This is a genomic window from Nocardia nepalensis, from assembly GCF_048910785.1.
Taxonomy (GTDB): domain Bacteria; phylum Actinomycetota; class Actinomycetes; order Mycobacteriales; family Mycobacteriaceae; genus Nocardia; species Nocardia nepalensis.
Map to the genome: position 1 here is coordinate 89,154 of NZ_JBKBET010000041.1, position 24,468 is coordinate 113,621.

Below are 24,468 nucleotides of genomic sequence, written 5' to 3' on the forward strand. Positions count from 1 at the left end.
TTTTTGCGCAGCGACAACGCCGCGATGTCCGGCCCGCCGGGCGGCGGTCCGCCGTCGCGCCGGACTCGATCAGGATGCGGCGGTTCGGTTCAGGGCGGTGGCGATGCGGTGGGCGGCGGCGGTGCCCGAGGCGACACAAGCGGGGACACCGACACCATGAAGGTAGGCGCCAGCTATCGCGAGGCCGTCGAAATCGGCTGTGACGGATTCGATTTCGGCTACTCGGTCGAGGTGGCCGGGAGCGTATTGGGCGAGGCCGCCCGGCCAGCGTTGCACGAGGGCGGAGATCGGTTCGATGGTGGTGCCGGTGACCGTGGCGAGGTCTTCGGTGGCGGCGGCGATCAGATCGGCGTCGGACCAGGTCTGGGTGGAGTCGTCGCCGAATTTGCCGAATGAGGCTCGGACCGCGGCGGTCTCACGTTCAGCCAGGTGGGTCCATTTGCGGCTCGACAGTGTGAAAGCCTTGGCGCGCAGTGGTTCTCCGGTGGCGACCAGGATGCCGGAATTCTGGGGCAGCGCGGTGTCGCGCGGGAGGGCAAGGGCCACAACGACAGACGAGGACAGCTCGATGCCCGCGGCGGCCGATGCGGCGGCGGGGGCGAACGAGCGCAGCAGGTTCGCGGTCACTGGGGCAGGGGTGGCGAGCACCACCGCGTCCACCGCGCCGACCGGTTCGAGTACCCAGCCGTGGGTCGCGCGGGTCAGGTGGGTGGCCGAGGTCGTGGTGACGAATTCCGCCTCGGACTTCGCGGCCAATGCGTCCAGGAGCACTCGATAGCCGTCGCGCAGGCCGCCGAAGACGGGCGCGTTCGAGGGCGGCGGCATGGCGGCAACCACCGCGTGGGTGAGGCTGGGCGCACCGTCGTCGAGCGCGGCGGCCAGGGTCGGCAGCGCGGCGCGCACGCCGATGGAGCGCGAACTGCCCGCGTAGACACCACCGAGCAGCGGATCGACGCTGCGCTCGGCGACCTGTGCGCCGAACCGGTCGGCGACCAGGCTGTAGACGTCGATATCGGCGTCCGGATACCAGGCGAACGGCCGCCGGGATTCCGTGTCGATCCGCTCGAGCGTTTCGGCATCGACCACGCCGCGCATCGATTCGGCATTCGACGGAATCCCCATCAGGGTGCGTTCCGGCAGCGGATGCGCACGGCCCTGCGACCAGAGCAGCGGCCGCAACCCCGCCGGGACCACCAACTGCGATTCGAGCCCGAGCTCCCGCAGCAGTTCCGGCACCTCGGGCCGCCGCCCGACGAACGCCTCCGCCCCGAGATCCAAAGGCTCCCCGGCCAATTCGCCGGTATAGAGAATCCCACCCACCCGCGCGCCCCGATCGATGACGACGATCTCCGCACGCCCACCCAACAGCACCCGCAACCGGTACGCCGCGACAAGCCCGCTGATCCCGCCCCCGACAACCGCGATTCTCATGCCGCGACCGTAGCCCGCCGACGGATCCGCGCCCTGCACGCCCCTCGCCAACGTGGCCGAGCCCACGGTCGGCACCGGCCGAGGCCGAGCACCGGACGGCGAGTCATCCGCGGTCAGCGGCCGCCCCCCAGAGTTGCCCGTATCTCCGGTTTGAGCACCTTGCCGATCTTCGAGCGCGGCAGATCGGGCCAGATCTCCACCTGCTTGGGAGTTTTCACCCCACCGAGGCGTGCCCTGGCGTGCTCGCGCAGTTCGTCGGCGGTGGCGGTGCGGCCGAGATGCAATTGGACGACGGCGGTGACCCGCTCGCCCCATTTATCGTCGGGAAGTCCGATGACCGCGCAGTCCTGGACGGCCGGGTGGGTCAGCAGCGCCTGCTCGACCTCGGCGGAGTACACGTTGAATCCGCCGGTGATGATCATGTCCTTGGCCCGGTCGACGACGTAGAGATAGTTGTCGGCATCGAGGTAGCCGATGTCCCCGGTGTGATGCCAGCCGAACCGCGACACCTCGGCGGTCGCCTCCGGATTCTTGTGATACCCCGCCATGACCAACGGGCCCCTGACCACGATTTCGCCGCGCGCACCGGTGGGCAGCACGCGGCCCTCGTCATCCATGATGGCCACCTGGGTGAGCGGGGTGGGCCGTCCGGCCGAGGACAGTCGTTCGGTGGCGATCGAGCCGTCGGGGCGGAAGTGCTCCTTCGGCGCCAGTGTGGCGACCATCATCGGCGCCTCCGACTGCCCGAACAGCTGCCCCATGACCGGCCCGATCCGGTCCAGCGCAGCGGCCAGCCGAGCCGTCGACATCGGCGCTGCTCCGTACCAAAGACATTGCAGGGAGCCGAGATTCGCGGCCGGTAGCGCCGGATGATCCAGCAGCATATAGATGAGCGTCGGCGGCAGGAAGGTGTGGGTGATCCGGTGCCGCTCGATCAACGTGAGGAATTCACCGAGATCCGGGACGGGCATCACGACGATCTCACCACCGAGGGTCAGGATCGGAAAGCACAGCACGCCCGCGGCGTGGGTCAGGGGCGCCAGCGCCAGATAGCGGGGCCGAGGTTCGAACGGATAACTCATCAGGGTCGAGGCGGTCATCGCCTCGATATTGTGGCCGGTGAGCCGGACACCCTTCGGACGTCCGGTCGTTCCACCGGTGCCGACCAGCATGGCGAGCTCGTCGATCGGCTCGGCCTGCCACGGGTCCGCTGGACAGTCGCGCACCCAGTCGTCGAAACATGGTGCCCCGGCGGCGTTTCCATCCAAACAGACCAAGGTTCGCAGTGTTGGAAGCTGCGGTGCGATGACGGAAACCAATGGCGCGAAGGCGGATTGGAATATCAGGCAGGTGCAGTCGAAAAGGTCGAGCAGCTCCCGATTCTCCGCCGCCTCGTTGCGGGGATTGATCGGACACCACACCGCACCGGCGCGGGCGATGCCGAAAACGCATGCGAAGGCCAGGGTGTCGTTCGCCGACAGGATCGCGACCCGATCGCCGGGCCGGACCCCGGATCGCTCCAGCGCGCGGCCGATCCGCCACGACGACTGCTGTACCTGCGCGTAGGTCAGCGTGTGACCGTTCATGGTCAGGCAGGGTGCGGCGGCGCCGAGCGAGGCGCCCTTGTCGAGATAGTCGGTCAAACGCACGGTAATCCTCTACGGAAGCTGTTGTGGGAGCGGCGATTCGGGCCACAGGCTGGTGTCCGCCGGTGGCCCGAGTCCGCGATCACTGGTGCACGTTCAGCACCGGTTCACCGACCAATCCGAAACCGCGCAGCACCCCGAGCAGTTCCCGATGACCGAAGGCCTGGCACGCCGAGGCGAACCCGGTCCGTTTCGGCGGCGCCTGCAGTAGCGCGTTCGCGGCGAACGCCTGCAGCAGGCCGGTCTGCTTGTAGTTGCAGTTCCCGTAGATCACGCAGTGGGCACGCGCCAGCGGTCCGGACGCGTACACGGAGTCGAGCGAGGTATTGACGCGCGGATTCTCCCGCGGCGGCATCTCGTCTCGGACCAGTGCGGCCTGTTCGGCGAGGACACGGTATTTCTCCTGCACCGGAAGGTCTTTCACCTGTTCGACGACCGCCTGCACGATCTGCGGCACGCCCTGCATCAACGGCCGGTTGAACACGCCGCCGAGCACTTTTACGTTCGCGACCCTCGGATCGCGCTTGAACCAGACCGGATGCGAGGTGCCGCCCCAGGGCAGTGCGAGCCCGATCTCGTGCTGGCCGGGCACCACCACGTCGTAGAGTCCACCGTCGGCCGGCCACTCCACATACTGGTTCTGCTCGAGGTAGTAGGCCTTGGACAGCGCGGCATTGACCAGGATCGTCTTAGTGGACGCGACCGTCGGGAAGCCCTTCCAGAAGACCTGGATATCGAGTGTGTCCAGACCGGGGGTTTCCAGGCAGATGTTCGCGGCGATTTCCCCCGTGGTGTACATCTGCGCGACGCCCGGCGCGAGCAGCAGTCCCCGCGCGGCCATTTCGGCGCCGTATTGCTCGTCGCAGTCGATCAGCCAATCCTGTTCGCCGGTGGTGTCGAGATAGTGGGTTCCCGCGGCCACGCAGGCCCGCACCACCTCGTGGCCGTACTGCGCGAACGGGCCGACGGTATTGCAGACAACGGCGGCGCCGCGAAACAGTTCGGTCAGCGGTGCGACCTCGTGTGCGACCTCGACTACTTCGTGCTCGACGGTGTCGATGCCGGGAATCTTGTCGATCGCCTCTTGCAGCCGGGCTTTGTCCCGACCCGCGGCGACGAACGGAATGTTGAACTCGCGGAGGTATTCACAGACCAGTCGGCCGGTGTATCCGGATGCGCCGTAGACGACGACGGGCTTATCAGTACTCATCAGATCTCGAACCTTTCGCTGTCGTAGCTGCTCACATGCCCATGCCGCCGTCGACCGGCAGACCAGCGCCGGTGATGAACCGCGCGGCATCGGAGGCGAGGAACACCACCGCGTCGGCCATATCGGCAACCTCACCCAGCCGCCCCTGCGGCGTCTGTTCGACGACCGCGCCGACCGCGGCTTCCGCGCTGGGGAACAATCCGATCCGAGCGACATCGTCGGCCAGTTGGGCGCCCATCTCGGTCGGGACGAGTCCGGGGTATACGCAGTTCACGCGCACGCCGTAGCCGAGCTTCCCGGACTCCATCGCCGCAACCCTGGTGAGGCGATCCACCGCGGACTTGGTCGCCGAGTACACCGAAATGCCCGGGAAGGCGATGGTCGCGGCGACCGAAGCGATATTCACGATCGCGCCACCGCGGCCCGCCGCGCCGCCGGGCCGCATCGCGCGCAACGCGTGTTTGATGCCGAGCGCGGTGCCGAGCACATTCACCTCGAGCATCCGGCGCACCTGTTCCGGATCGAGATCGACTATGAGGCTTGTGATTTCGACGCCAGCGTTGTTCACCACTATGTCCAGGCCGCCCAGCGCGGCGACGGTGTCGGTGACCGCCTGCGCCCAGCGCGCGTCATCGGTGACGTCGAGCGGCACGAATTCGGCCGTCGCGCCGGTCGCCCGCAGCGCTTCCACGGTGTCCTTGCCGAGATCCTCGCGCACATCGCCGATCGCGACCGCCGCCCCGGCGCGGGCCAGCGCCTCGGCCATACCCGCGCCGAGTCCTCGCGCGCCACCGGTTACCAGGGCCGTGCGCCCGGTCAGGTCGTACCCACTCATCGGGCATCTCCTCCTCGAGATGGTCCATTTGGCCTGCATCGCATCCGACACTCGGTCCGAATGCGACGTGGATCACAGTGTGCCCGCAACCTTGACGACCGTCAAGAATTTTTTTGACAGTCGTCAAGTTTTTCTTGCACAATCGTCAAATCGGCTGGTCGCCCGGGTCCCGTCCCGCGATACACTGGGCCAATTCACAGGACGCGGTGACGGAGAGAAGCACGATGACCGAAATCGTCGAGACCAGGCGGGATCGCATCGCGCGCCGACAGGTCGACAAGTTCGGCGAGCGGCGCGCACAGTTGGCCGCCGCCGCGCTGCACACCCTCGCCGAACTCGGCTACGCCCGAACCAGCCTGCGCGAGATCGCGCAGAAATCCGAGTTCACCCACGGGGTGCTGCACTACTACTTCAACGACAAGGTCGAGCTGATCACCCACGCGGTGCGGCAATACGAGCAGGTCTGCGTCACCCGATACGACGACATCGTCGCCGCCGCGACAACGGCCGAACAGCTACGTCGCGACTTCGGCGCGGCCATGGCGGCCACCCTCGACGCCGACGCGCCGCTGCACAGGCTCTGGTACGACCTGCGCAACCAGAGTCTGTTCGAGGAGTCTTTCCGCGATGACGTACTCGAGATCGACGGTCACCGTGCGGAGATGATCCGTAACGTCGTCGACCGCTTCGCCGAGTTGTCGGGTCGGCCCTTGCTGGTGCCATCGGCAGCGGCCTACGCCATTTTCGACGGCCTGTTCCAACAGGCACTGCTGCACAAGCTCGCCGGGCACAGCGATGCCGCCGATGGTCTGGCCACCGAGGCCGCCCGCCTACTGGACGTGGTGATCGGACAAGCCAAGCCCTAGCCGCTCTCCGGAATTACGCTGTCGCACAGCATTTTACCGCCGTGCATTGCCACACCCTCATTTGTTTGCGAAAGACGTTGTCGCGCCGCGCATTCGAGCGCATCGTCAAGCCTCGCCCGTGATGATCAGGTCCACCCGGTCGCGGGTGCGGTCAGTGGCGAAGTGCGCATCTTCGGCGGCCATCCACTGCTCCCATAGCGGCAGTGTGTGCGCACCGTCGCGTTCGAGACCGCGGGCCAGACGCACCACGCGCGGGGTTTCGATCCACACTGCCAGCGATATTCGATCGCGGACGGCGGCCCGGGCCGAGGAGACCCCTTCGAGGACGAGCACTCCCCCGGGCGCGACATCGTGCCATTCGGCCAGGGCTCGCCTGTTCCAGTCGTAGCGCTGGTATCGACCGGGGCGGCCATTGGCGATCGGCGTGAGCACCTGTTGCTCGAGCCGGGGCCACCATGGGAGCTCGTTGTTCCCGTCCGCGAAGTCGTCGGTGTGCACGATCTGCGCATCGCACAGCGCCGCCAAAGACGCTGCGAACGTTGACTTTCCGGCGCCGCCCGGCCCGTCCACCGCCACCAGGCGGGTCGATCCGAGGCGCGGCGCGCTGGCGGCGACCCGGCCCACGATCTCCTCCATCGTCGGACTCGCCCCGCCCGGCGCGGCAGGCAGGGGTCGGCCGCTCGGTCGAGGATCCGCACCCACGGCTAGTCGGTCACAGCTCGTGGACGAGTTGCACCAACGCGGTGAGCACACCCGGATCGGTATCGGGCAGCACACCGTGCCCGAGGTTGAAAATGTGACCGGCCGCGCCCATGGTGATCGCATCGTCGGCCTCGCGTGCGATGCGCCGCGCCTCGGCCTCGATCGCGGCGGATCCGGCGAACAGCACCGCGGGATCCAGGTTGCCCTGCAACGCTTTTCCGGGTCCGACCCGGCGCACCGCCTCGGTCAGCGGTACCCGCCAGTCGACGCCGACGACATCGGCGCCCGCCTCCCCCATCGCACCGAGCAGTTCCCCGGTCCCGACCCCGAAGTGGATCCGCGGCACACCGGCGGCGGCGACCTCGGCGAAGACCCGCTCCGAATGCGGCAGCACGAACTCGCGGTAGTCGGCCAGCGACAGTGCCCCGGCCCAGGAATCGAACAACTGCACCGCGTCGACACCCGCGGCCAGCTGCGCCTGCAGGAAAGCGATGGTGATGTCGGTGAGGACACCGAGCAGTTCGTGCCAGGTCGTCGGATCGGCGTGCATCATCGCCTTGGTGCGCTCGTGGTTCTTACTCGGACCACCCTCGACCAGATACGACGCGAGCGTGAACGGCGCACCGGCGAATCCGATCAGCGGTGTCTGGCCGAGTGCGTCGGTCAGCAGCCGCACCCCGTCGGCGACCGCGCCCACCTCTTCGGGCCGCAGCCGAGGCAGCGCGCGCACATCCGCGATGGTGCGCACCGGCGAGGCGATCACCGGACCGACACCGGCCACGATATCGAGGTCGATGCCCGCGGCCTTCAACGGAACGACGATGTCGGAGAACAAGATCGCCGCATCGACACCGTGGCGTCGGATCGGCTGCATGGTGATCTCGCACACCAATTCCGGATCGAAGCACGACTCGAGCATCCCGATGCCCTTGCGCAGCTCGCGGTACTCGGGCAGCGACCGTCCGGCTTGACGCATGAACCACACCGGCCGACGGGTGGGTTCGGCGCCGGTGGCGGCGGCCAGGAAGGGGGCATCGGTCAACCGACGGCGGGTGTGAGTGCTCATCACCGCTATCGTATGCGGGCTCTCGACCCGCCCTCGCTCGGCCGGGTACCGGGTCACGGAAGGGCTATGTTCGCCCGCTCGGAGCGGGTACCCGGCGCGCCTCCGAGCGCCCCGGGCGCGCAAGGTCTACCGTCGCTTCCGTGACACCGCTCGACTTCCGCGACGGAGCCGCACCGACCGAAGGACCCAACGGCGAGCCAGCTCAATTTCGCGCCGCGGTCGATGCGATGGGCACCGCAACCGTGCACCCTCGAATCGAGCTGGCACCGATCCGGCCCCCACAACGCCTGGCACCCTATTCGTACGCACTAGGCGCGGAAGTCAAACATCCCGAAACCAATGTGGTACCGGTCGATTCCGAGGGCGATGCCTTCGGCAGGCTGATCCTGTTGCACGATCCCGACGGTGACGACGCCTGGCACGGCGTATTCCGTCTAGTCGCCTACATCCAGGCCGATATCGATGCCGCGCTGGCCACCGACCCGCTGCTGCCCGAGGTCGCCTGGAGCTGGCTGGTGGACGCGCTCGAGTCCCGCGGCGAACCGTTCACCGCGCTCGGCGGCACCGTCACCTCCACCAGTTCGGTGCGCTACGGCGATATCGCCGGACCCCCGCGCGCGCACCAATTGGAGCTGCGCGCCTCTTGGACCGCGATGTCCACCGAGATGCGCCCGCACGTGGAAGGCTTCTGCGAAGTGCTCGCCTATGCGGCCGGTTTGCCGCCCGCCGGAATCACTCATCTGAGGCCGGACCCCTATACCACCAACGACCACACCTGATCGCCACGTAAAGTTCAGGTTTATGTCGGTAGCAGATGAGTCCGAACCGGGCAACACAGCCGAAGACAGCACAGCCGAACCCCTGCTGGTGCCTGCCGAAGGTGTGCCCCCTGTGCTCGTCACCGCCGCCGAGGTCACCGAGGCCGCCGCCCGCCTCGCCGCGGGCGCCGGGCCACTGGCCGTGGACGCCGAACGCGCTTCCGGTTTCCGGTACTCGGCGCGCGCCTATCTGATCCAGCTGCGGCGCGCGGGCTCGGGCACCTTCCTCATCGATCCGATTCCGGTCGCCGATGCGCTCGAACCGCTGGCCGCCGCGATCAACGAGTTGGAGTGGGTGCTGCATTCCGCGGACCAGGATCTGCCCGGACTCGCCGAACTCGGCCTGCGCCCCGCGCGACTGTTCGACACCGAATTGGGCGGCAGGCTGGCCGGTTTCGAGCGCGTCGGGCTGGCGGCGATGGTGGAGCGGCTGCTCGGCCGGGCCCTGCGCAAGGGTCATGGCGCGGCCGACTGGTCCACCCGGCCGTTGCCCGCGGAGTGGCTGAACTACGCGGCCCTCGACGTGGAACTGCTGCTCGAGCTGCGTGACGAGGTGGCCACCTCGCTGGAGGCTCAACACAAGAGCGACTGGGCCGCACAGGAATTCGAGCACGTCCGGATCACCGAACCCGGCACGCCGAAGGCCGACCGGTGGCGACGCACCTCCGGCATCCACACCCTGCGCCGCACCCGCCAGCTGGCGGTTGTGCGCGAACTGTGGAACACCAGGGACACCCTGGCCCGCACCCGCGACGTCGCACCCGCCCGCATCCTCCCGGACGCGGCGATCATCGCCGCCGCGAACGCGGAACCACGCACCATCGCCCAGTTGCGCGCGCTGCCGGTCTTCGGCGGACCCCGCCAACGCCGCTACTCCCGCGACTGGCTCGCCGCCGTCGACCGCGGCCGCACCCTGCCCGATACCGAACTGCCACCGCTGACCCAGCCCTTCGAGGGACCGCCCCCGGTGAACCGCTGGGAACGTCGCGACCCCGCGGCAGCGGCCCGGCTGGTGCGTGCGCGGGCCGCGATGGGCGAGTTGTCCACCGAGTACGCGATCCCGGTGGAGAACCTGCTCTCCCCCGACCTGGTGCGCCGATTGTGCTGGGACGGACTGCCGGATTACGACAAGGTCGGCGACCTGGCGGAGCTATCGGCCGCGATCGATGGATTCCTGAAATCGGGCGGCGCCCGACCATGGCAGCGTGAACTCGCGGTCCCCCGACTCACCACAGCCCTGACACCCATTCCTGAGGAGTAAGCCCCGGATTGTGGGCGCGCAGCTCAACGGGCGAGTTAAAGGGGCGTACCTCCGGTCCTCGCAGCCACCATTCGACTCCACTCGAAGGTCGACTCGCTCCTGCCGAGGGCTGACAGCCGGGCCAAACCAATCGCCGCCGCTGGACCCTGCCCCGCGCCGAGGCGAGTTTAAGGGGCGTTCACTAGGTCGTCTTCGCGCCACCATCAGGCTCGCTCGACCGAGTAATTCACCCCAGAGCCGTGCGATCAAGATCAGGTGGCACTGGTGGCGGGGGCTTCTCGGGCGATGCCGCCACAGATTCCACGTGATCACATGTCCAACTGAGGGGGGTGGGTGGTGGCGTTCCGGTTGGGTGGGCTGCGGTAGGTCCTGTTGTTCTGCACCGACTTCTCGGGGGTGCTCGACCCGGATGGTTTGGCGTTCCGTGGTTTTGCCGGTGCAGTGCTGGGCGCGTCGTGTGCCGTACCCGACTTACCTCCCGCAGTCAGGTGGGCAGGCCCGCGGCTTCCAGCTTGGTCGACTGGCTGTGGTTGCGTTCTCGAGAGTGTCGAGGCGAGTCGCACAGGGATCAAGATCAGGTGGCAGTGGTGGCGGGGGGTTCTCGGGCGATGCCGCCATGGTTTCCACGTGATCACATGTCCAACTGAGGGGGTGGGTGGTGGCGTTCGGGTTGGGTGGGCTGCGGTGGGTCCTGTTGTTCTGCACCGACTTCTAGGGGGTGCGGACCCCGGATGGTTTGGCGTTCTGTGGTTTTGCCGGGGGCAGTGCTGGGCGCGTCGTGTGCCGTACCCGGCTTACCTTCCGCAGTCGGGTGGGTAGGCAGGCGGCTTCCAGCTTGGTCGACTGGCTGTGGTTGCGTTCTCGAGCGTTTTCGAGGGGAGTCGAATGGTGGGTGTGGTGGTCGCAGTCACCATTTGGCTGATGTCGGAGGCTGGCTGGTTCGCCGCTGTCGGTGTGTGGGATTGGCGATGGCTGTGGCCCGAGTCGGCGGTCAGGGCTTGGGCGCGACTGCACCCTCGACTGTCTGTTTGAAGACCTGGAGACCGTGTTCCATGCTTGCGCCGAAGGTTTCGGCGAGTTCGTCGGGCAGTACGTCGTGGATCCAGACGAATCGGCTGCCGGTCTCGTGTGGGAAGACCTGCATCGATGCGTTGTTGTGCGTTGGGGTGACGCTCCCGCCGACGATGGAGTACACGAAGCGGTGCTCCGGTTCGTCCAGTGCGATGAAGCGCTCGTGCAGCGTGGTTCCGTTGGCGAAGGTGGCAACCCGCAGGTCGGGGGCGTCGAGCGCGCAGTCGGTGACGAAGCCCGGTGCCATGCGGATCGGGCCCTGGGCGAAGTCGCGGATGATCGCCCACAGGTCGGCAACCGGCGCCTTGATGATGAGCTCTTTCTTGACCGATGCCATGGTCCGATCCTCCTGATACGTGGGTAACTCCCGTTATCAAGACGGTAGTTAGGTAACTGCCTATCGTCAATGGCCGGTTATGGTGGATTTATGTCCAGTGGAATCGAGACCGCGGCAGTGGCACGTCTCGTGGAATTCGTGAACACCCGCCGCGCGGATGCCGACCTGATCGGCACACCGCAACAGTTGACGACATGGCTGCGCACTCAGCACTTGTTGTCCGATGACGCCACCGCCGACCGCGCCGCGCGCGACCGGGCCGAACGTGTGCGCGAAGGTCTGCGCGCCCTGCTCGCGTCGAACAACGCCGAACCCGTCACGAGCCCCCGCCCGGACGGCCTGAACCCCGCGGCACGCACCGAACTCGCCGCCCTCGCCGAGGCACTGCCACTGGCCCTGGATGTGACGAGCACCCCGCCCCGCCTCGTCCCGCGCACCGACGAACCCGTGGACCGAGCCCTGGCCACCCTGCTGGCCGATGTCGCCACCGCCGTCGCGGCGGGCACCTGGCCGCGCCTCAAAACCTGCCGGGAACCGAGCTGCCGCTGGGCCTTCTACGATCACTCCCGCAACCGCGGCCGCACTTGGTGTTCCATGGACGTCTGCGGCAATCGCGTGAAAGTGCGTGCGTCCCATCGACGCAACACCGCACGCTAGTCGACGACACAATCGCGCGGCACCGAACCGCACAGACTGTCGCCCATGGATAGCGAGCAGACCATCGTTCCTCGGGAACGGCAACTGCTCGACGACCGATCCGCCGCGACGAACGCACCGACGGTGTCGCTCCGGGGCCGGAGCGATATCGCTCGGGATCAGCGTGCGTCGAGCCAGCCCGAGATGCGGCGCGCGATATCGGGCGCGGTCAGCCCGAGCTCCTCATGAACCTCGTTGCGCGAGGCATGGTCCAGGAAGTGTTGTGGCACACCGAGATCGCGCGTCGGAACATCCAATCCCGCGGCACGCAACCGCGCCGAGACGGTCGAACCGATGCCACCGTGCACGCCGCCATCTTCCAGGGTGACCACGAGACGGTAGTTTTCGGCGAGTTTGACGATGGTGTCGGAAACCGGCAGCACCCAGCGGGGGTCGATAACGGTGACCGAAACACCTTCCGGCGCAAGCAGATCCGCGACCTCGAGCCCGGTCGCGGCGAACGGGCCGACCGCGACCAGCAGCACATCGCCGCGCTGCGCTTGCGCGGAGCCGCCCTCGCGCTCGGGCAGGCGCAGCACGTCGACACCATCGAGCCGCTCGACGGCCGAAATATCCTCGGCCACACTGCCCTTCGGGAACCGAATGGCGGTGGGTCCGTCGCTCACCGCAAGCGCCTCGGCCAATTCCTCACGCAACGTCGCCGCATCGCGCGGGGCTGCCACCCGAATACCCGGAATGATGCCGAGTACGGATAGATCCCACATCCCGTTGTGCGACGCGCCGTCCGGCCCGGTGATTCCGGCGCGGTCCAGCACCACCGTCACCGGCTGCTTCAGCAGCGCGACATCCATCAGCAACTGATCGAAGGCGCGGTTCAAGAACGTCGAATAGATCGCCACCACCGGATGCATGCCGCCGAGGGCGAGTCCGGCCGCCGAGGCCATCGCATGCTGTTCGGCGATGCCGACATCGAACATCCGCTCCGGGAAGCGTTCCCCGAAGGCCGCGAGACCGGTCGGTCCCGGCATGGCCGCGGTGATCGCGACGATATCGTCGCGCTTCTCCGCGTGCGCGATCAGCTCCTGGGAGAACACCGAGGTCCAGCCGAGCGCCTTCGGCCCGCCCAGCGGGCGTCCGGTGAGCGGGTCGATCGGATCGCAGGCGTGCATCTGGTCCGCGACGTGGTTCTCGGCGTGCGTGTAACCACGCCCCTTCTGGGTCACCACATGCACGACCACCGGCCCGCCGAAATCCTTCGCCCGGCGCAGCGCGGCCTCCAGCGCGACGGTGTCGTGGCCGTCCACGGGTCCGACGTACTTCAGTCCGAGGTCGCTGAACAGCTCCTGCGGACTCACCGCATCCTTTATCCCGGCCTTGACCGCGTGCACCATCGAGTACGCGGACTCGCCGACGCGCGGGATGCTCTTGAGGATCCGCTTGCCCGCGTCCAGCGCGTGCTCATAGGCGGGCTGGGTGCGCAGCGCCGTCAACCGGTCAGCGAGGCCGCCGATGGTCGGCGCGTAGGAGCGGCCGTTGTCGTTGACCACCACGACGACCGGGCGGTCCGGTGCGGCGGCGATATTGTTGAGCGCCTCCCAGCACATGCCACCGGTGAGCGCGCCGTCGCCGACCACCGCGACCACATGCCGGTCCTGCCCGGTCAGCGCGAATGCCTTCGCCAGACCGTCGGCATAGGACAGCGACGCCGAGGCGTGCGAAGATTCGACCCAGTCGTGGGCGCTCTCGGATCGGCTCGGGTAGCCGGACAACCCGCCCTGTTTGCGCAGCGTGTCGAACTGATCCTTGCGGCCGGTGAGGATCTTGTGCACGTATGCCTGATGACCGGTGTCGAAGATCAACGGATCGGCTGGCGAGTCGAAGATCCGGTGCAGTGCGATGGTCAGCTCGACCACACCGAGATTGGGGCCGAGGTGCCCGCCGGTGACGGCGACCTTCTGCACCAGGAACTCGCGAATCTCCTCCGCCAGTTCACCCAATTCGGCAACGGTAAGCCGTCGCAGGTCTTCGGGTGTATCGACCCGGGAAAGCACTCCCACCTGAACTCGCTCCCTCCGGATAGCGCATCTGATCCCGATCAGTCTACGGAGCCGTGCCAGTGGCTCCGCACGACAATGCCCCGCCACCAGCCGACTTCGCGCGGAAGTGTGAGCCTCCACACGAATCGCCAGCCCGTCCGAAGACACGCTCGGGCGGACGAGTTCACCGGTCCATCTAACGCTACCCAAGCTTAGAGTGGACCAGTGGCCCTGCCCCAGCAGATGGTTCCGCGAACGATCGACCCCGGCGTCGTGGCACGCATCGTCACCGATGTCCACCAACTCTGCCGCGCCGACGATTCCGCAGACCTCGCTGTCCGCGTCCCCGAACTGGCTGCGGTACAACCCGATTCGTTCGGGTCGTGCCAGACCACCTCGGACGGACAGGTGTACGGCACCGGTGACGTCACCACCGAGTTCACCATCCGGTCGATCGCGAAACCCACCGAACTCACCGCCGCGGGCTGCCGCGTCGCCACCATTCGCCGTTCGCGGTGGCGACTGTCGACCGGCTTCGGTCGAGCCGAGGGGACATTTCCGAAGCATCGACCGTTCTCATCTGAAACCGACGAAGTCAGGAGACGCCGTGAGCAAGAAGAAGTCCGACGACACCGGTACCGCCGCAGGCACGGTCACCACCTTCGGATACGGCACCGCCCGCGCCACCCCGGATCTGATGCGGGTCACCATCTCCATCGAAACCCGGGCCAGCAAGGTCGCCCTCGCCTACGGCCAGGCCGGCGAGCGCGTCGCCGCCGTCACCGATTCGCTGCGCTCCGACGGCGTTCCCGGCACCGATATCGCCACCAGCGGGCTGACGGTGCGCACCGAAACCGTCTGGCTGGAGGGCGGGGGCTCCAAGATCACTGGTTACGTGGCGACCACCGACCTCACCGTCGTGCTGCGCGATATCGGCGAAACGGCCGATCCCGGGCCCGCCACGATCATCGCCAACTGCGTCGACGCGGGTGGTGACGATGTTCGCCTCGGCGGCCTCAATCTCGGCTTCGCCGATCAGGAGGGGCTGCTCACCCGGGCCCGCGATGCGGCATGGGACAACGCGCTCGCCAAGGCCCAGCAGTACGCGGGCCGCGCCGGGGGCACCCTCGGATCGGTCGTCGAGATCACCGAGAACACCACCTCCGCAGCGCCCGCCGCGCCCCGGCTGATGGCGATGTCGGCCCCGATGAACGAGGGCTACGGTGGCGCTTCGGTTCCGGTCGAACTCGGCGAATCCGAGATCTCGGCGACCGTCCGGGCGACCTGGCAGCTCACCTGATTTCAGGTAACCTAACGCTTGCTTGGGTATAGTGAGGGCCTCATCTTGTCCGGTTAGGGGTCTGCATGCCATTCGTGCTCATCGACAAACCGCGGCCGCAGGTCGCACTGGTCACGCTCAACCGGCCGGAACGGATGAACGCGATGGCCTTCGACGTGATGATCCCGCTGCGGGAGGCGCTCGAAGAGGTGAGTGCCGATAACGAGGTGCGGGTCGTGGTGCTCACCGGCGCGGGCGATGGCTTCTGTTCCGGCGCGGACCTCCAGCACGCGGGCAAGGTCCCCAATACCGAGGGGCTGACCAAGACCAGCGTCGCACGCCGCTCGATGGATCTGCTCAACGATGTGATGATCACCCTGCGGCGGATGAACCAACCGGTCATCGGCGCGATCAATGGCGCGGCCATCGGCGGCGGATTCTGCCTCAGCGTCGCCACCGATATCCGAATCGCGGGCGAGGACGCCTACTTTCGCGCGGCCGGCATCAATAACGGCCTCACCTCTGCGGAATTGGGCATCAGTTATCTCCTGCCGCGCGCCATCGGCGCCTCGCGCGCCTTCGAAATCATGTTGTCCGGCCGCGATGTCGACGCCGTCGAGGCCGAGCGCATCGGCCTCGTCTCGCGCACCGTCCCCACCGCCGAACTCCTCGACACCTGCTACGACCTGGCCGAACGGATCATCAGCTTCAGTCGCGTCGGCACCGAACTCACCAAACGCATGCTGTGGAGCGGAATGGAGGCCAGCGGCTTCGAATCCCATATGCAGCACGAGGGCATGTCCCAGCTCTACGTTCGCCTCACCACCGAGAATTTCGACGAGGCCATCCGCGCCCGCCGCGACCGTCGCCGGCCGGTCTACGAGGACTGAGCCGACTGCTGGCCGATGCCCTTGACCAGCAGTGTCACCGTGTCGGCACCCGCGTGGCGGTCCTTCGAGATCTCCAGGTACTCAGGGGAATCCGCCCACGCCCGGAAGGACGGTTCGTCCGGGAACGACATCAGGACCACCTTTTCGCGATCCGAATCGCCCTCGATCACCTGCGGGGATTCGTCCGCGGCCAGCAGGGTGCCGGAGTAACGGGCGAATACGTCGAGGAAGCGCGCTTGGTAGCGATCGTAGGCGGTGCGATCGGTGAACTTCAGCTGCGCGACGACATAAACGGTCATGGTCAGACTCTAAGCGGCGCCGCGGCTTCGGCGATCGAGGGATATGAAGTCGAGGCGGCGCGAACGCCGATTCGGACCATCCACAGAGCCTCGGCGCCGCCGAAGTCCGAGGTGGCACGACCGGGCGACGCTCAGCGTTCCAGGAGGGCGAGGCATTCGACGTGGTGGGTGGCGGGGAAGGCGTCGAAGGCGCGCAGGTCGGCGAGATGGTAGCCGGCCGCCTGGTAGAGGCCGAGGTCGCGAGCGAAAGAGGCCGGGTCGCAACCGATGTGGATGATGCGAGCGGGGCCGCTGGTGGTCACCGGAGTGATGACGTCCTTACCCGCGCCCGCGCGCGGTGGATCGAGCACGACCACATCCGGTGCGGCGCTACTGGCGTGTTCGGCCAGCCACTGCTCGACGCGCTGGGCACGCAGGTCCAGCCAGGGTAGGTCGCGCAGTGCCGCGCTGCCGTCGGCCACCGCGGACCGCGTCGATTCCACCGCGAGCACCGAGCCGGTCTGACCGACCTGGTCGGCGAGCCGGGCCGCGAACACTCCGACCCCGCTGTACAGGTCCCATGCCCGTTCCCCATGACCGAGCCCGGCCCACCCTGCGACCAGATCCGAATAGCATTGCGCCGCACCGCGATGCGCCTGCCAGAACCCGGTCGCCGACAACTCCCACCGCCGCCCGGCCACATATTCGACCGTCCGCCCACTACCCCCGAGCACCCACTCGTCCCGAGCCGCATGCGTCGCCGCCCGCCGAGCCGAAGCGCGCCGCCGATCCCCCTCGTGCCCAGTCGATCCGGCCTGATCCGTCCCGCGCGAACCCCCGCCACCACCGAACTGGTCACCTCGCGGCCGACCGCCGCCGTCGCGATCCCACTCGCCATCGCGCCCACGCTCAGCGCCACGACGACTGCGCCCCGAATCGCCCCGCCGATCCTGGCCACGCCGACCATACCGACCGTGCCGATCGCCACCACGCGACGCAGGCCGCTCGCCACCACGACGACCACGCTCATCACCACCGCCCACCGCCGACGGCGCCAACTCGACGATATGCCGCATCCCATCGCCGTCCACCGCGATCACCAGGTCCGCGCCGGGCGTCCACAGACGCTCCGCGATGCCGTCCATCGCGCCCGGAACAGGTTGGGGGCAGCGCAGGTCGGTGATCACCTTGGTGCTGCGGTAGCCGTGGACCCCGGCTCGGCCATCGGCGTCGACGGCGAGTCGGACACGGGTGCGCCAGCCGCCGGTGGTGTCGGCGGGGTATCCGGTGATCGGCTCCACGGTGATGTCGCGGTCGATTCCGGCGATGCGACGCAGCTGTTCGGCGACCACCGCCGCCTTCAGCGCGCGCTGGGCGGCCGGAGTGGCGAAGGAGAAATCGCAGCAGCCCGCGCCGGCCGGACCGGAGACGGGACAGGTGGCCGGGACGCGGTCCGCAGATGCCTCGAGGATCTCGATCGCGTCGGCCCGGCAGAACGAACCGCCGCGGTCCTCGGTGACCCGCACCCGTACCAGCTCGTCGGGCAACCCGTGTCGCACGAAGACAACGCGCCCCTCGTGCCTGGCGACACAGAATCCGCCGTGCCCGGGTGGCCCGAGCCGTACCTCGAAGGTGTGCGAGCGCCAGTCGGTCACCCTCGGTCCTCGTACCCGCGCCGCACCGCACCTGGTGCGTTCACCACGCCGGCCTGCCTGGCCTTCGCGGACGACGTCAGCTGCCACGGCACACTCGTCACCATCACACCGGGCTCGAAGAGCAACCTGCCCTTGAGCCGCAAGGCGCTCTGGTTGTGCAGAATCTGCTCCCACCAGTGTCCGACAACGTATTCCGGGATGAATACGGTCAACACATCGCGCGGCGAATCCCGCCGCACCCGCTTCACGTAATCCAGTACCGGCTTGGTGATTTCGCGATAGGGCGATTCGATCACCTTGAGCGGCACGGTGATGTCGCTGCGCTCCCACTCCCGCACCAGCGCCCTGGTGTCGGCCTCGTCGACGTTCACCGTCACCGCCTCCAAGGTGTCGGGCCGGGTGGCGCGGGCGTAGGCCAGCGCCCGGCGCGTCGGCAGATGCAGTTTGGACACCAGCACGATCGAATGCGACCGACTCGGCAGCACCCCGTCCCACTCGTGCTCGTCCAGCTCACGGGAAACCGAATCGTAGTGCCGCCGAATGAGTTTCATCACAACGAAGATCGCCACCATGGTGCAGATCGCGATCCAGGCTCCGGCGAAGAACTTGGTGATGAGCACGATGACCAGCACCGTCCCGGTCGCGCTGAGACCGATCGCGTTGATCACCCGCGAGCGCATCATCCTGGCCCGCTGCGCGGGATCGGTTTCGGTGCGCAGCAATCGGGTCCAGTGCCGCAGCATGCCGGTCTGGCTGAGCACGAACGAGACGAAGACGCCGACGATGTAGAGCTGGATGAGCTTGGTCACCTCGGCCCCGAACACCACGACGAACCCGACGGCCGCCCCGGAGAGGAACAGAATGCCATTGCTGAACGCCAGCCGGTCGCCGCGGGTATGCAGCTGTCGGGGCAGGTAACGGTCCTGCGCCAGAATCGAACCCAGCACCGGGAACCCGTTGAACGCGGTATTCGCCGCGAGCACCAGGATCAGCGCGGTCACCGTGGTGATGAAGTAGAACCCGATCGGGAAGCCGTGGAATACGGTCTCGGCCAACTGCGCGATCAGCGTCTTCTGATGGTAGTCCGAGGGCGCGCCGATGAGTTCGGACTCGTTGTGCGCGTATACGATCCCGATCTTCTGGGCCAAGATGATGATGCCCATCAACAATGCGATCGCGATGCTGCCGAGCATCAGCAGTGTGGTCGCGGCATTGCGCGACTTGGGTTTCCGGAATGCGGGCACGCCATTGCTGATCGCCTCGACACCGGTCAGCGCGGCACAGCCGGAGGAGAATGCCCGCGCGATGAGGAAGGCGAACGCGAGCCCGTAGAGGTGCTCGTCCTCGGCATTGAGCTGGAAGCCCGCCGATTCGGCCCGCAGCTGGTCACCGAGTACGAAGATGCGGAACAGTCCCCACCCGAGCATCGCGAACATGCCGAGGATGAAGGCATAGGTCGGAATCGCGAAGGCGACACCGGATTCCCGGATGCCGCGCAGATTGATCGATGTCAGGACGACGATGGCGACCACCGCGAACAGCACCTTGTGGGTGGCCACGAACGGAATCGCGGATCCGATATTCGACGCCGCCGAGGAGATCGACACCGCCACCGTGAGCACATAGTCGACCAGCAGCGCACTGCCGACGGTGAGTCCGGCATTGGGCCCGAGGTTCGTGGTGGCAACCTCGTAGTCACCGCCACCGGAGGGATAGGCGTGCACATTCTGCCGGTAGCTGGCGACCACCACCGCCATCACGAACGCGACGGCCAGACCCACCCAGGGCGCGTAGACATAGGCCGAGATACCGGCCACCGAAAGGACGAGGAAGATTTCTTCCGGCGCGTACGCCACCGAGGACATCGCGTCGGAGGCGAACACCGGGAGCGCGATTCGCTTCGGCAGCAGGGTATGGCCCAGCGCATCGCTACGGAAAGGCCTGCCCAGCAGCACACGTTTGGCTGCCGTCGTCAACTTGGACACTGGAGCGAGCATAGATCCCCGCAGGGTTGTCCGCTGCCCCGGCTGGCCCGCGTCGTATGTTTGGTCGGCGCGCAGAGGGGGAAGTTGGGGCATGGACACATCTGGCGGGTACGGTTCGAAGCCGGAGATAGCAAACCGAACGCCCCGCGCGGCGCGAGTTCGCGGCCCGGAGGAGGTAGCTTGCGTAACCACGCAGGGCCTGCGAGTGCCGCCGATTGAACACGGTTTCCAGGAACGAGGTTGCACGGTGTACGTAGTGATCATGGGTTGCGGACGAGTCGGCTCGTCGCTGGCACGCGCCCTGGTCCGGGTCGGCCATGAGGTCACCGTGATCGATCGGGACCAGAGCGCCTTCCTGCGCCTCGGCGAGGACTTTCCCGGCCAGCGGGTGATCGGCGTCGGTTTCGACCGGGATGTGCTGACCCGCGCGGGAATCGAGCGGGCCGACGCCTTCGCCGCGGTCTCCTCCGGCGACAACTCCAACATCATCTCCGCGCGGGTGGCCCGGGAAATGTTCGGCGTGCAGCGCGTGGTCGCGCGCATCTACGACGCCAAGCGCGCCGCCGTCTACGAGCGTCTCGGCATTCCGACCATCGCCACCGTGCCCTGGACCACCGACCGCTTCCTCACCACGCTGATCGGCGACGGCGGCACCACCACCTGGCGAGATCCGACGGGCACCGTCGCGGTGGCCCAGCTGACGCTGCACGAGGACTGGTACGGCCGTACCGTGCGCGATCTGGAACGGACCACCGGCACCCGCGTCGCGTTCATCATCCGGTTCGGTCAGGGCCTGCTGCCCGAGAGCAAGACCGTGGTCCAAGCCGACGACATCGTCTATGTCGCCGCGACCTCCGGCTCCGTCGGCGAGGCCGTCGCCTTGGCCGGTAAGCCCCCAGCAAGCGAGGACTGAACATGAAAGTGGCGATCGCCGGAGCCGGTGCCGTCGGCCGCTCGATAGCCAAGGAGCTATTGCGCGGCGGACATCGGGTGATGCTGCTCGAGCGTCAGCTCGACCATATCGACCCCGCCGCCATCCCGGATGCCGTCTGGGTGCATGCCGACGCGTGCGAGCTCGCACTGCTCGAGGATGCCGGATTGGAGACCTACGAGGTCGTCATCGCCGCCACCGGTGACGACAAGGCGAATCTGGTGCACAGCCTGCTGGCCAAGACCGAATTCGGGGTGCGCCGGGTGGTGGCCAGGGTCAACGATCCGCGCAACGAATGGCTCTTCGACGCGTCCTGGGGCGTCGATGTCGCGGTGTCGACGCCGCGGCTGCTGGCCTCGCTGGTAGAGGAGGCCGTCTCGGTCGGCGATCTGGTGCGACTGATGACGCTGCGGCAGGGTCAGGCGAATCTGGTCGAGATCACCCTGCCCAGCGATACCGCCTTGGCGGGCAAGCCGGTCCGCACGCTCACCCTGCCGCGCGACGCCGCCCTGGTGACGATTCTGCGCGGCGGCCGGGTGATCGTGCCGCAGCCCGACGACCCGTTCGAGGGCGACGACGAGCTGTTGTTCGTGACCTCCGTGGAGGCCGAGGAGGACCTGCGGGTGGCACTGGCCACGCACGGCATCAAACCCTGACTCCCCGACAAGGCCGATGCGGCTCAGCGCCTGATCGCCCTCAGGCCGCGGCTTGCAGCTGCGCGCGCAACTTGTTCAGCGCGCGATGCTGCATGACGCGAACCACCCCCGGGCTGGTGCCGATGGCCTCGGCGGTCTGCGCCGCGGTCCAGCCCAGCACGATCCGCATCACCAGCACCTCGCGGTGCGCGGGCGCAAGGATCTTCATCAATTCCCTGGTGGTGGCGCGACGTTCGGATGCCAGCGCCCACTCCTCGGGGCCGGCCGCGGTCGAGGCCATATCGGGGACCTCGTCGACCGGGTACATCGGGTGCAGCTGCGAGCGCCGGAACGCGTCGGCAACCTTGTTGGCCGCGATGCCGTAGACGAAGGCCAGGAAGGACTTGCCCTGATCCTGGTAACGCGGAATGGCATTGACGGTGGCCAGCAGGACCTCCTGCACCACATCGTCGGCCGTGACGTGCAGATGAGCGGTATTGCCCAGGCGCGCACCGCAATACCGGCGGACCAGCGGATGCACCAGCCGGACGATCTCGGAGACCGCCGCGCGATCGCCCGCGGCCGCCGGGCCGATCAACTTATCCAGTTCGGCCGATACCCGGCGGCTCTCCGACAGTGCCGGGTTGTGGTGGGCCTGCTTCTTCGACAATGTCGCAGTGTTGTGCTCGGTAGCCAACTTCCGAGTCCTTCCTAGCCGATCGTGCTTTATTTGCTTGCACTGATCGTCTGATGAACTCGGTCGCCCAACCAGGCACCCCAGGGTGGGTACTCCTGCACCTCCGGCGGCGAATTGTTAACACCCCGACGACATCGGGGCGAGAATCCCTAGGCCGCTTCGGCGGCGGTCCCACGCTGCGCCGGCAGGTGTCCGGCGCGTCGCACCGCCCACACCGTGACGGCCAGCGCGACCGCGGTCAGCGGCCACCCCATCGCGATGCGCGCGAAGGCCAGCCAGCCGGTGCGATCGGTGTCGTAGAGCTGCGATTGCACCAGATAGCGCGCACCGAATACCACCACCCAGGTGGTGGTCGCGAGGTCGTAGAGACGCACGACGCGGCGGTCGGACCGCCATTCGGTGCCGTGACCGTTGAGCACGCCCCAGATCACGCCGACCAGCGGCCAGCGCACGAACATCGACACCAGGAAAACCCCGGCGTACACCAGGCTGGTGTAGATGCCGAACAGGAAGAAGCCCTTCGCCTCACCCATCCGATAGGCGATGAACGCGCAGATGCCGACTCCGAGGAAGCCGGAGATCGCGGGTTGGATCGGGCTGCGCCGCACCAGGCGCCACACCAGAATCGCGGCGGCCACGCCGAGTGCCGACCAGATCGCCGCGGTGAGCCCGGCAAAGGTGTTCACGGGCACGAAGACGAGCACCGGCAGGGTCGAGTAGATCAGGCCGCTGAAACCGCCCAGCTGCTCGAGCAGGGTCTGTTCGGCCTCTTCGATCTCGACGTCGGTTTCGGCGTCGACAGGGAGATCGACGGCCTCGGCCGGGTCGATCGAATTACGCCTTCCGGTCTGGCTCGCGGCGCGGATCTCGGCGGCGTTCTCGTTGCTCGATGGCATACGTCAGCTGTTCTCACGCAATTCGTAGTAGGGGTTGTAGATCACCTTACGGCCATCGCGGTCACCCACCCGACCGCGAACGAGGATCTTGCGGCCCGGTTCGATACCGGGGATCCGTCGACGACCGATCCACACCAGACTGATGGCATCGGTGCCGTCGAAGAATTCTGCCTGAACACTGGCGCCGACGGACTTCGGACACGCTTCGACACTGCGTAGTCGTCCGAGCATCGTGGCCTCTTCGCCGCGACGGCACTCCGAGGCCCGGCACGCACCCGACGCGTCGGCCGATTCGGCCAGTTCCTCGGCGTCCAACTGATCGATGTCCTCGGTCAGCCTGCGGCTCAGACGGCGAAAATAACCTGAGGCGGCGGATGACATGTGACGCTCTCCTGCTTGGAGCAAGACGACGTGGATCCACACGCCATCGGGGTTGTTCCGGTTACGACCGGCTGTAGGCCGTATACCCGCCACTGTAGATGGGCAACCCTCCCCCCGCTACGCTCGGACCGGTGTTCGACTCCCCACACTCAGCGCCGGGCCACGGCGACCGCGCCCCGATCGCCGTGGCGTTGCCGGGAACCGGTTCGGATGCCGACTTCGCGCGCCGCGCGTTCGGACCGGCCTGTGCGGCACGCGGACTCGAATGCATCGCCGTCGAACCCGACCCGCGCGCGGTGGTTGCCAGCTACCGGGCCGCGCTCGACGCCGCCGCCCGGCGCGGCCCCGTCCTGGCCGCTGGCATCTCCCTGGGCGCGGCAATCGCACTCGAGTGGGCAGGTGAGCACCCCGAGTCGGCAATCGGCGTAGTGGCAGCGCTACCGGGCTGGACCGGACCGGATACCGCGGCCTGCCCGGCCGCGCTCAGCGCCGCGGCCACCGCGGCCCAGCTGCGCGCGGACGGTCTCGACGCGGTCGTCGAACGGATGCGCGCGAGCAGCCCGCGCTGGCTCGCCGACGCGCTCACCCAATCCTGGCGCTCGCAATGGCCGCGGCTGCCGGATGCCCTGCAGGAGGCCGCGGACTACAAATGGCCCGGCGCCGAACGACTCGGCACCATCGATGTACCGGTCGCGATCGTCACCGCGATCGACGATCCGGTGCATCCGCTGGCGGTCGCCGAGGAATGGGCCGAACTGATCCCGCGCTCCGAGCTGATCCGGATCACCCTCGACGAACTCGGCGCCGACCCCGCGATTCTCGGACACTCCGGTATCGCCGCGTTCTACCCAACTGCCTGACGTCCGCGCCCCCGCGTGCGGCCGTGCGCTCGTTCAGAAACCACG

23 protein-coding genes and 1 pseudogene are annotated in these 24,468 nt (G+C 67.6%); 10 read left to right on the forward strand and 14 right to left on the reverse strand.

Annotated features, from left to right (window positions below):
- Positions 1–69 precede the first annotated feature (69 nt).
- From ACHQ4I_RS40230 to ACHQ4I_RS40245, 4 genes are all read right to left on the reverse strand, one after another.
- Complete coding sequence (locus tag ACHQ4I_RS40230; protein WP_420777168.1) at positions 70–1,431, reverse strand: protoporphyrinogen oxidase; 1,362 nt, start codon at positions 1,429–1,431, stop codon at positions 70–72.
- 113 nt (positions 1,432–1,544) lie between these two features.
- Positions 1,545–3,080 (reverse strand): acyl-CoA synthetase, encoded by a 1,536-nt coding sequence (locus tag ACHQ4I_RS40235; protein ID WP_420777169.1) that lies wholly within the window; start codon positions 3,078–3,080, stop codon positions 1,545–1,547.
- 79 nt (positions 3,081–3,159) lie between these two features.
- Entirely contained in the window at positions 3,160–4,287 is a 1,128-nt protein-coding gene (locus ACHQ4I_RS40240) for a DUF5938 domain-containing protein (RefSeq protein WP_420777170.1), read from the reverse strand.
- Positions 4,288–4,318: 31 nt separating this feature from the next.
- Positions 4,319–5,122 carry an SDR family NAD(P)-dependent oxidoreductase gene (locus ACHQ4I_RS40245; protein ID WP_420777171.1) on the reverse strand — a complete coding sequence of 268 codons (804 nt, stop codon included), beginning with the start codon at positions 5,120–5,122 and terminating at the stop codon, positions 4,319–4,321.
- A gap of 224 nt (positions 5,123–5,346) precedes the next feature.
- On the opposite strand from ACHQ4I_RS40245, the gene ACHQ4I_RS40250 reads away from it, so the two are divergent.
- Complete coding sequence (locus ACHQ4I_RS40250) at positions 5,347–5,988, forward strand: TetR/AcrR family transcriptional regulator (RefSeq protein ID WP_420777172.1); 642 nt, start codon at positions 5,347–5,349, stop codon at positions 5,986–5,988.
- A gap of 105 nt (positions 5,989–6,093) precedes the next feature.
- Here the strand turns inward: ACHQ4I_RS40250 and ACHQ4I_RS40255 are convergent, their stop codons facing one another.
- Positions 6,094–6,624, reverse strand: coding sequence for a uridine kinase family protein (locus ACHQ4I_RS40255; RefSeq protein WP_420777173.1), 531 nt, complete (start codon positions 6,622–6,624; stop codon positions 6,094–6,096).
- 76 nt (positions 6,625–6,700) lie between these two features.
- On the reverse strand, positions 6,701–7,756 hold the full coding sequence (gene hemE, locus ACHQ4I_RS40260; RefSeq protein ID WP_420777174.1) for a uroporphyrinogen decarboxylase: 1,056 nt from the start codon (positions 7,754–7,756) through the stop codon (positions 6,701–6,703).
- A 140-nt stretch (positions 7,757–7,896) separates the two neighbouring features.
- On the opposite strand from hemE, the gene ACHQ4I_RS40265 reads away from it, so the two are divergent.
- Both ACHQ4I_RS40265 and ACHQ4I_RS40270 read left to right on the forward strand, forming a co-directional pair.
- The gene (locus ACHQ4I_RS40265; RefSeq protein WP_420777175.1) at positions 7,897–8,535 is read left to right on the forward strand and encodes a DUF3000 domain-containing protein; all 639 of its coding nucleotides are present in this window, start codon (positions 7,897–7,899) and stop codon (positions 8,533–8,535) included.
- A 22-nt stretch (positions 8,536–8,557) separates the two neighbouring features.
- A complete protein-coding gene (locus ACHQ4I_RS40270; RefSeq protein WP_420777176.1) occupies positions 8,558–9,835 on the forward strand; it encodes an HRDC domain-containing protein in 1,278 nt (425 codons plus the stop codon).
- A 991-nt stretch (positions 9,836–10,826) separates the two neighbouring features.
- Here ACHQ4I_RS40270 and ACHQ4I_RS40275 read toward each other — a convergent pair.
- Positions 10,827–11,243 carry an SRPBCC family protein gene (locus tag ACHQ4I_RS40275; protein ID WP_420777177.1) on the reverse strand — a complete coding sequence of 139 codons (417 nt, stop codon included), beginning with the start codon at positions 11,241–11,243 and terminating at the stop codon, positions 10,827–10,829.
- 90 nt (positions 11,244–11,333) lie between these two features.
- Here ACHQ4I_RS40275 and ACHQ4I_RS40280 point away from each other — a divergent pair, with 90 nt between their 5' ends.
- Positions 11,334–11,900, forward strand: a complete 567-nt coding sequence (locus ACHQ4I_RS40280; RefSeq protein ID WP_420777178.1) for a CGNR zinc finger domain-containing protein — start codon at positions 11,334–11,336, stop codon at positions 11,898–11,900.
- Between the two features lie 158 nt (positions 11,901–12,058).
- On the opposite strand, the gene dxs is transcribed toward ACHQ4I_RS40280, so the two are convergent.
- Positions 12,059–13,957, reverse strand: a complete 1,899-nt coding sequence (dxs, locus tag ACHQ4I_RS40285; protein ID WP_420777179.1) for a 1-deoxy-D-xylulose-5-phosphate synthase — start codon at positions 13,955–13,957, stop codon at positions 12,059–12,061.
- A gap of 222 nt (positions 13,958–14,179) precedes the next feature.
- On the opposite strand from dxs, the pseudogene ACHQ4I_RS40290 reads away from it, so the two are divergent.
- The 3 genes and pseudogenes from ACHQ4I_RS40290 to ACHQ4I_RS40300 form a co-directional block, all read left to right on the forward strand.
- Positions 14,180–14,407 (forward strand): annotated as a pseudogene (locus tag ACHQ4I_RS40290) (glutaminase); the annotation flags it as partial.
- A 136-nt stretch (positions 14,408–14,543) separates the two neighbouring features.
- Positions 14,544–15,236 (forward strand): SIMPL domain-containing protein, encoded by a 693-nt coding sequence (locus ACHQ4I_RS40295; RefSeq protein WP_420777180.1) that lies wholly within the window; start codon positions 14,544–14,546, stop codon positions 15,234–15,236.
- A gap of 65 nt (positions 15,237–15,301) precedes the next feature.
- A complete protein-coding gene (locus ACHQ4I_RS40300) occupies positions 15,302–16,105 on the forward strand; it encodes an enoyl-CoA hydratase (protein WP_420777181.1) in 804 nt (267 codons plus the stop codon).
- Here the strand turns inward: ACHQ4I_RS40300 and ACHQ4I_RS40305 are convergent.
- The 3 genes from ACHQ4I_RS40305 to ACHQ4I_RS40315 all read right to left on the reverse strand — a co-directional run bounded on the left by ACHQ4I_RS40305 (position 16,093) and on the right by ACHQ4I_RS40315 (position 20,023).
- Entirely contained in the window at positions 16,093–16,404 is a 312-nt protein-coding gene (locus ACHQ4I_RS40305) for a DUF1330 domain-containing protein (protein WP_420777182.1), read from the reverse strand. The genes ACHQ4I_RS40300 and ACHQ4I_RS40305 overlap by 13 nt on opposite strands.
- 131 nt (positions 16,405–16,535) lie before the next feature.
- Positions 16,536–18,038: a class I SAM-dependent RNA methyltransferase gene (locus tag ACHQ4I_RS40310; protein WP_420777183.1), complete on the reverse strand. Its 1,503-nt coding sequence runs from the start codon at positions 18,036–18,038 to the stop codon at positions 16,536–16,538.
- A complete protein-coding gene (locus ACHQ4I_RS40315; RefSeq protein ID WP_420777184.1) occupies positions 18,035–20,023 on the reverse strand; it encodes an APC family permease in 1,989 nt (662 codons plus the stop codon). The genes ACHQ4I_RS40310 and ACHQ4I_RS40315 overlap by 4 nt, the downstream gene beginning before the upstream one ends.
- A gap of 247 nt (positions 20,024–20,270) precedes the next feature.
- On the opposite strand from ACHQ4I_RS40315, the gene ACHQ4I_RS40320 reads away from it, so the two are divergent.
- Both ACHQ4I_RS40320 and ACHQ4I_RS40325 read left to right on the forward strand, forming a co-directional pair.
- Positions 20,271–20,936 (forward strand): potassium channel family protein, encoded by a 666-nt coding sequence (locus ACHQ4I_RS40320; protein ID WP_420777185.1) that lies wholly within the window; start codon positions 20,271–20,273, stop codon positions 20,934–20,936.
- 2 nt (positions 20,937–20,938) lie between these two features.
- Positions 20,939–21,610, forward strand: a complete 672-nt coding sequence (locus tag ACHQ4I_RS40325) for a potassium channel family protein (RefSeq protein ID WP_420777186.1) — start codon at positions 20,939–20,941, stop codon at positions 21,608–21,610.
- A gap of 40 nt (positions 21,611–21,650) precedes the next feature.
- Here the strand turns inward: ACHQ4I_RS40325 and ACHQ4I_RS40330 are convergent, their stop codons facing one another.
- The 3 genes from ACHQ4I_RS40330 to ACHQ4I_RS40340 all read right to left on the reverse strand — a co-directional run bounded on the left by ACHQ4I_RS40330 (position 21,651) and on the right by ACHQ4I_RS40340 (position 23,563).
- The gene (locus ACHQ4I_RS40330) at positions 21,651–22,286 is read right to left on the reverse strand and encodes a sigma-70 family RNA polymerase sigma factor (protein WP_420777187.1); all 636 of its coding nucleotides are present in this window, start codon (positions 22,284–22,286) and stop codon (positions 21,651–21,653) included.
- 149 nt (positions 22,287–22,435) lie between these two features.
- Positions 22,436–23,182, reverse strand: a complete 747-nt coding sequence (locus tag ACHQ4I_RS40335) for a DUF3159 domain-containing protein (protein WP_420777188.1) — start codon at positions 23,180–23,182, stop codon at positions 22,436–22,438.
- 3 nt (positions 23,183–23,185) lie between these two features.
- Complete coding sequence (locus ACHQ4I_RS40340) at positions 23,186–23,563, reverse strand: OB-fold nucleic acid binding domain-containing protein (protein ID WP_420777189.1); 378 nt, start codon at positions 23,561–23,563, stop codon at positions 23,186–23,188.
- A 131-nt stretch (positions 23,564–23,694) separates the two neighbouring features.
- On the opposite strand from ACHQ4I_RS40340, the gene ACHQ4I_RS40345 reads away from it, so the two are divergent.
- A complete protein-coding gene (locus ACHQ4I_RS40345) occupies positions 23,695–24,423 on the forward strand; it encodes an alpha/beta fold hydrolase (protein ID WP_420777190.1) in 729 nt (242 codons plus the stop codon).
- Positions 24,424–24,468: the final 45 nt, after the last annotated feature.

Excerpts from the sequence above, each read along its gene's own strand:
- ACHQ4I_RS40275 (WP_420777177.1), bottom strand. The coding sequence starts at position 11,243 with ATGGCATCGGTCAAGAAAGAGCTCATCATCAAGGCGCCGGTTGCCGAC.
- ACHQ4I_RS40325 (WP_420777186.1), top strand. The coding sequence starts at position 20,939 with ATGAAAGTGGCGATCGCCGGAGCCGGTGCCGTCGGCCGCTCGATAGCC.
- ACHQ4I_RS40255 (WP_420777173.1), bottom strand. The coding sequence starts at position 6,624 with ATGGAGGAGATCGTGGGCCGGGTCGCCGCCAGCGCGCCGCGCCTCGGA.
- ACHQ4I_RS40280 (WP_420777178.1), top strand. The coding sequence starts at position 11,334 with ATGTCCAGTGGAATCGAGACCGCGGCAGTGGCACGTCTCGTGGAATTC.
- ACHQ4I_RS40230 (WP_420777168.1), bottom strand. The coding sequence starts at position 1,431 with ATGAGAATCGCGGTTGTCGGGGGCGGGATCAGCGGGCTTGTCGCGGCG.
- ACHQ4I_RS40340 (WP_420777189.1), bottom strand. The coding sequence starts at position 23,563 with ATGTCATCCGCCGCCTCAGGTTATTTTCGCCGTCTGAGCCGCAGGCTG.
- ACHQ4I_RS40240 (WP_420777170.1), bottom strand. The coding sequence starts at position 4,287 with ATGAGTACTGATAAGCCCGTCGTCGTCTACGGCGCATCCGGATACACC.
- ACHQ4I_RS40270 (WP_420777176.1), top strand. The coding sequence starts at position 8,558 with ATGTCGGTAGCAGATGAGTCCGAACCGGGCAACACAGCCGAAGACAGC.
- hemE (WP_420777174.1), bottom strand. The coding sequence starts at position 7,756 with ATGAGCACTCACACCCGCCGTCGGTTGACCGATGCCCCCTTCCTGGCC.
- ACHQ4I_RS40250 (WP_420777172.1), top strand. The coding sequence starts at position 5,347 with ATGACCGAAATCGTCGAGACCAGGCGGGATCGCATCGCGCGCCGACAG.
- ACHQ4I_RS40245 (WP_420777171.1), bottom strand. The coding sequence starts at position 5,122 with ATGAGTGGGTACGACCTGACCGGGCGCACGGCCCTGGTAACCGGTGGC.
- ACHQ4I_RS40305 (WP_420777182.1), bottom strand. The coding sequence starts at position 16,404 with ATGACCGTTTATGTCGTCGCGCAGCTGAAGTTCACCGATCGCACCGCC.
- ACHQ4I_RS40300 (WP_420777181.1), top strand. The coding sequence starts at position 15,302 with ATGCCATTCGTGCTCATCGACAAACCGCGGCCGCAGGTCGCACTGGTC.
- ACHQ4I_RS40335 (WP_420777188.1), bottom strand. The coding sequence starts at position 23,182 with ATGCCATCGAGCAACGAGAACGCCGCCGAGATCCGCGCCGCGAGCCAG.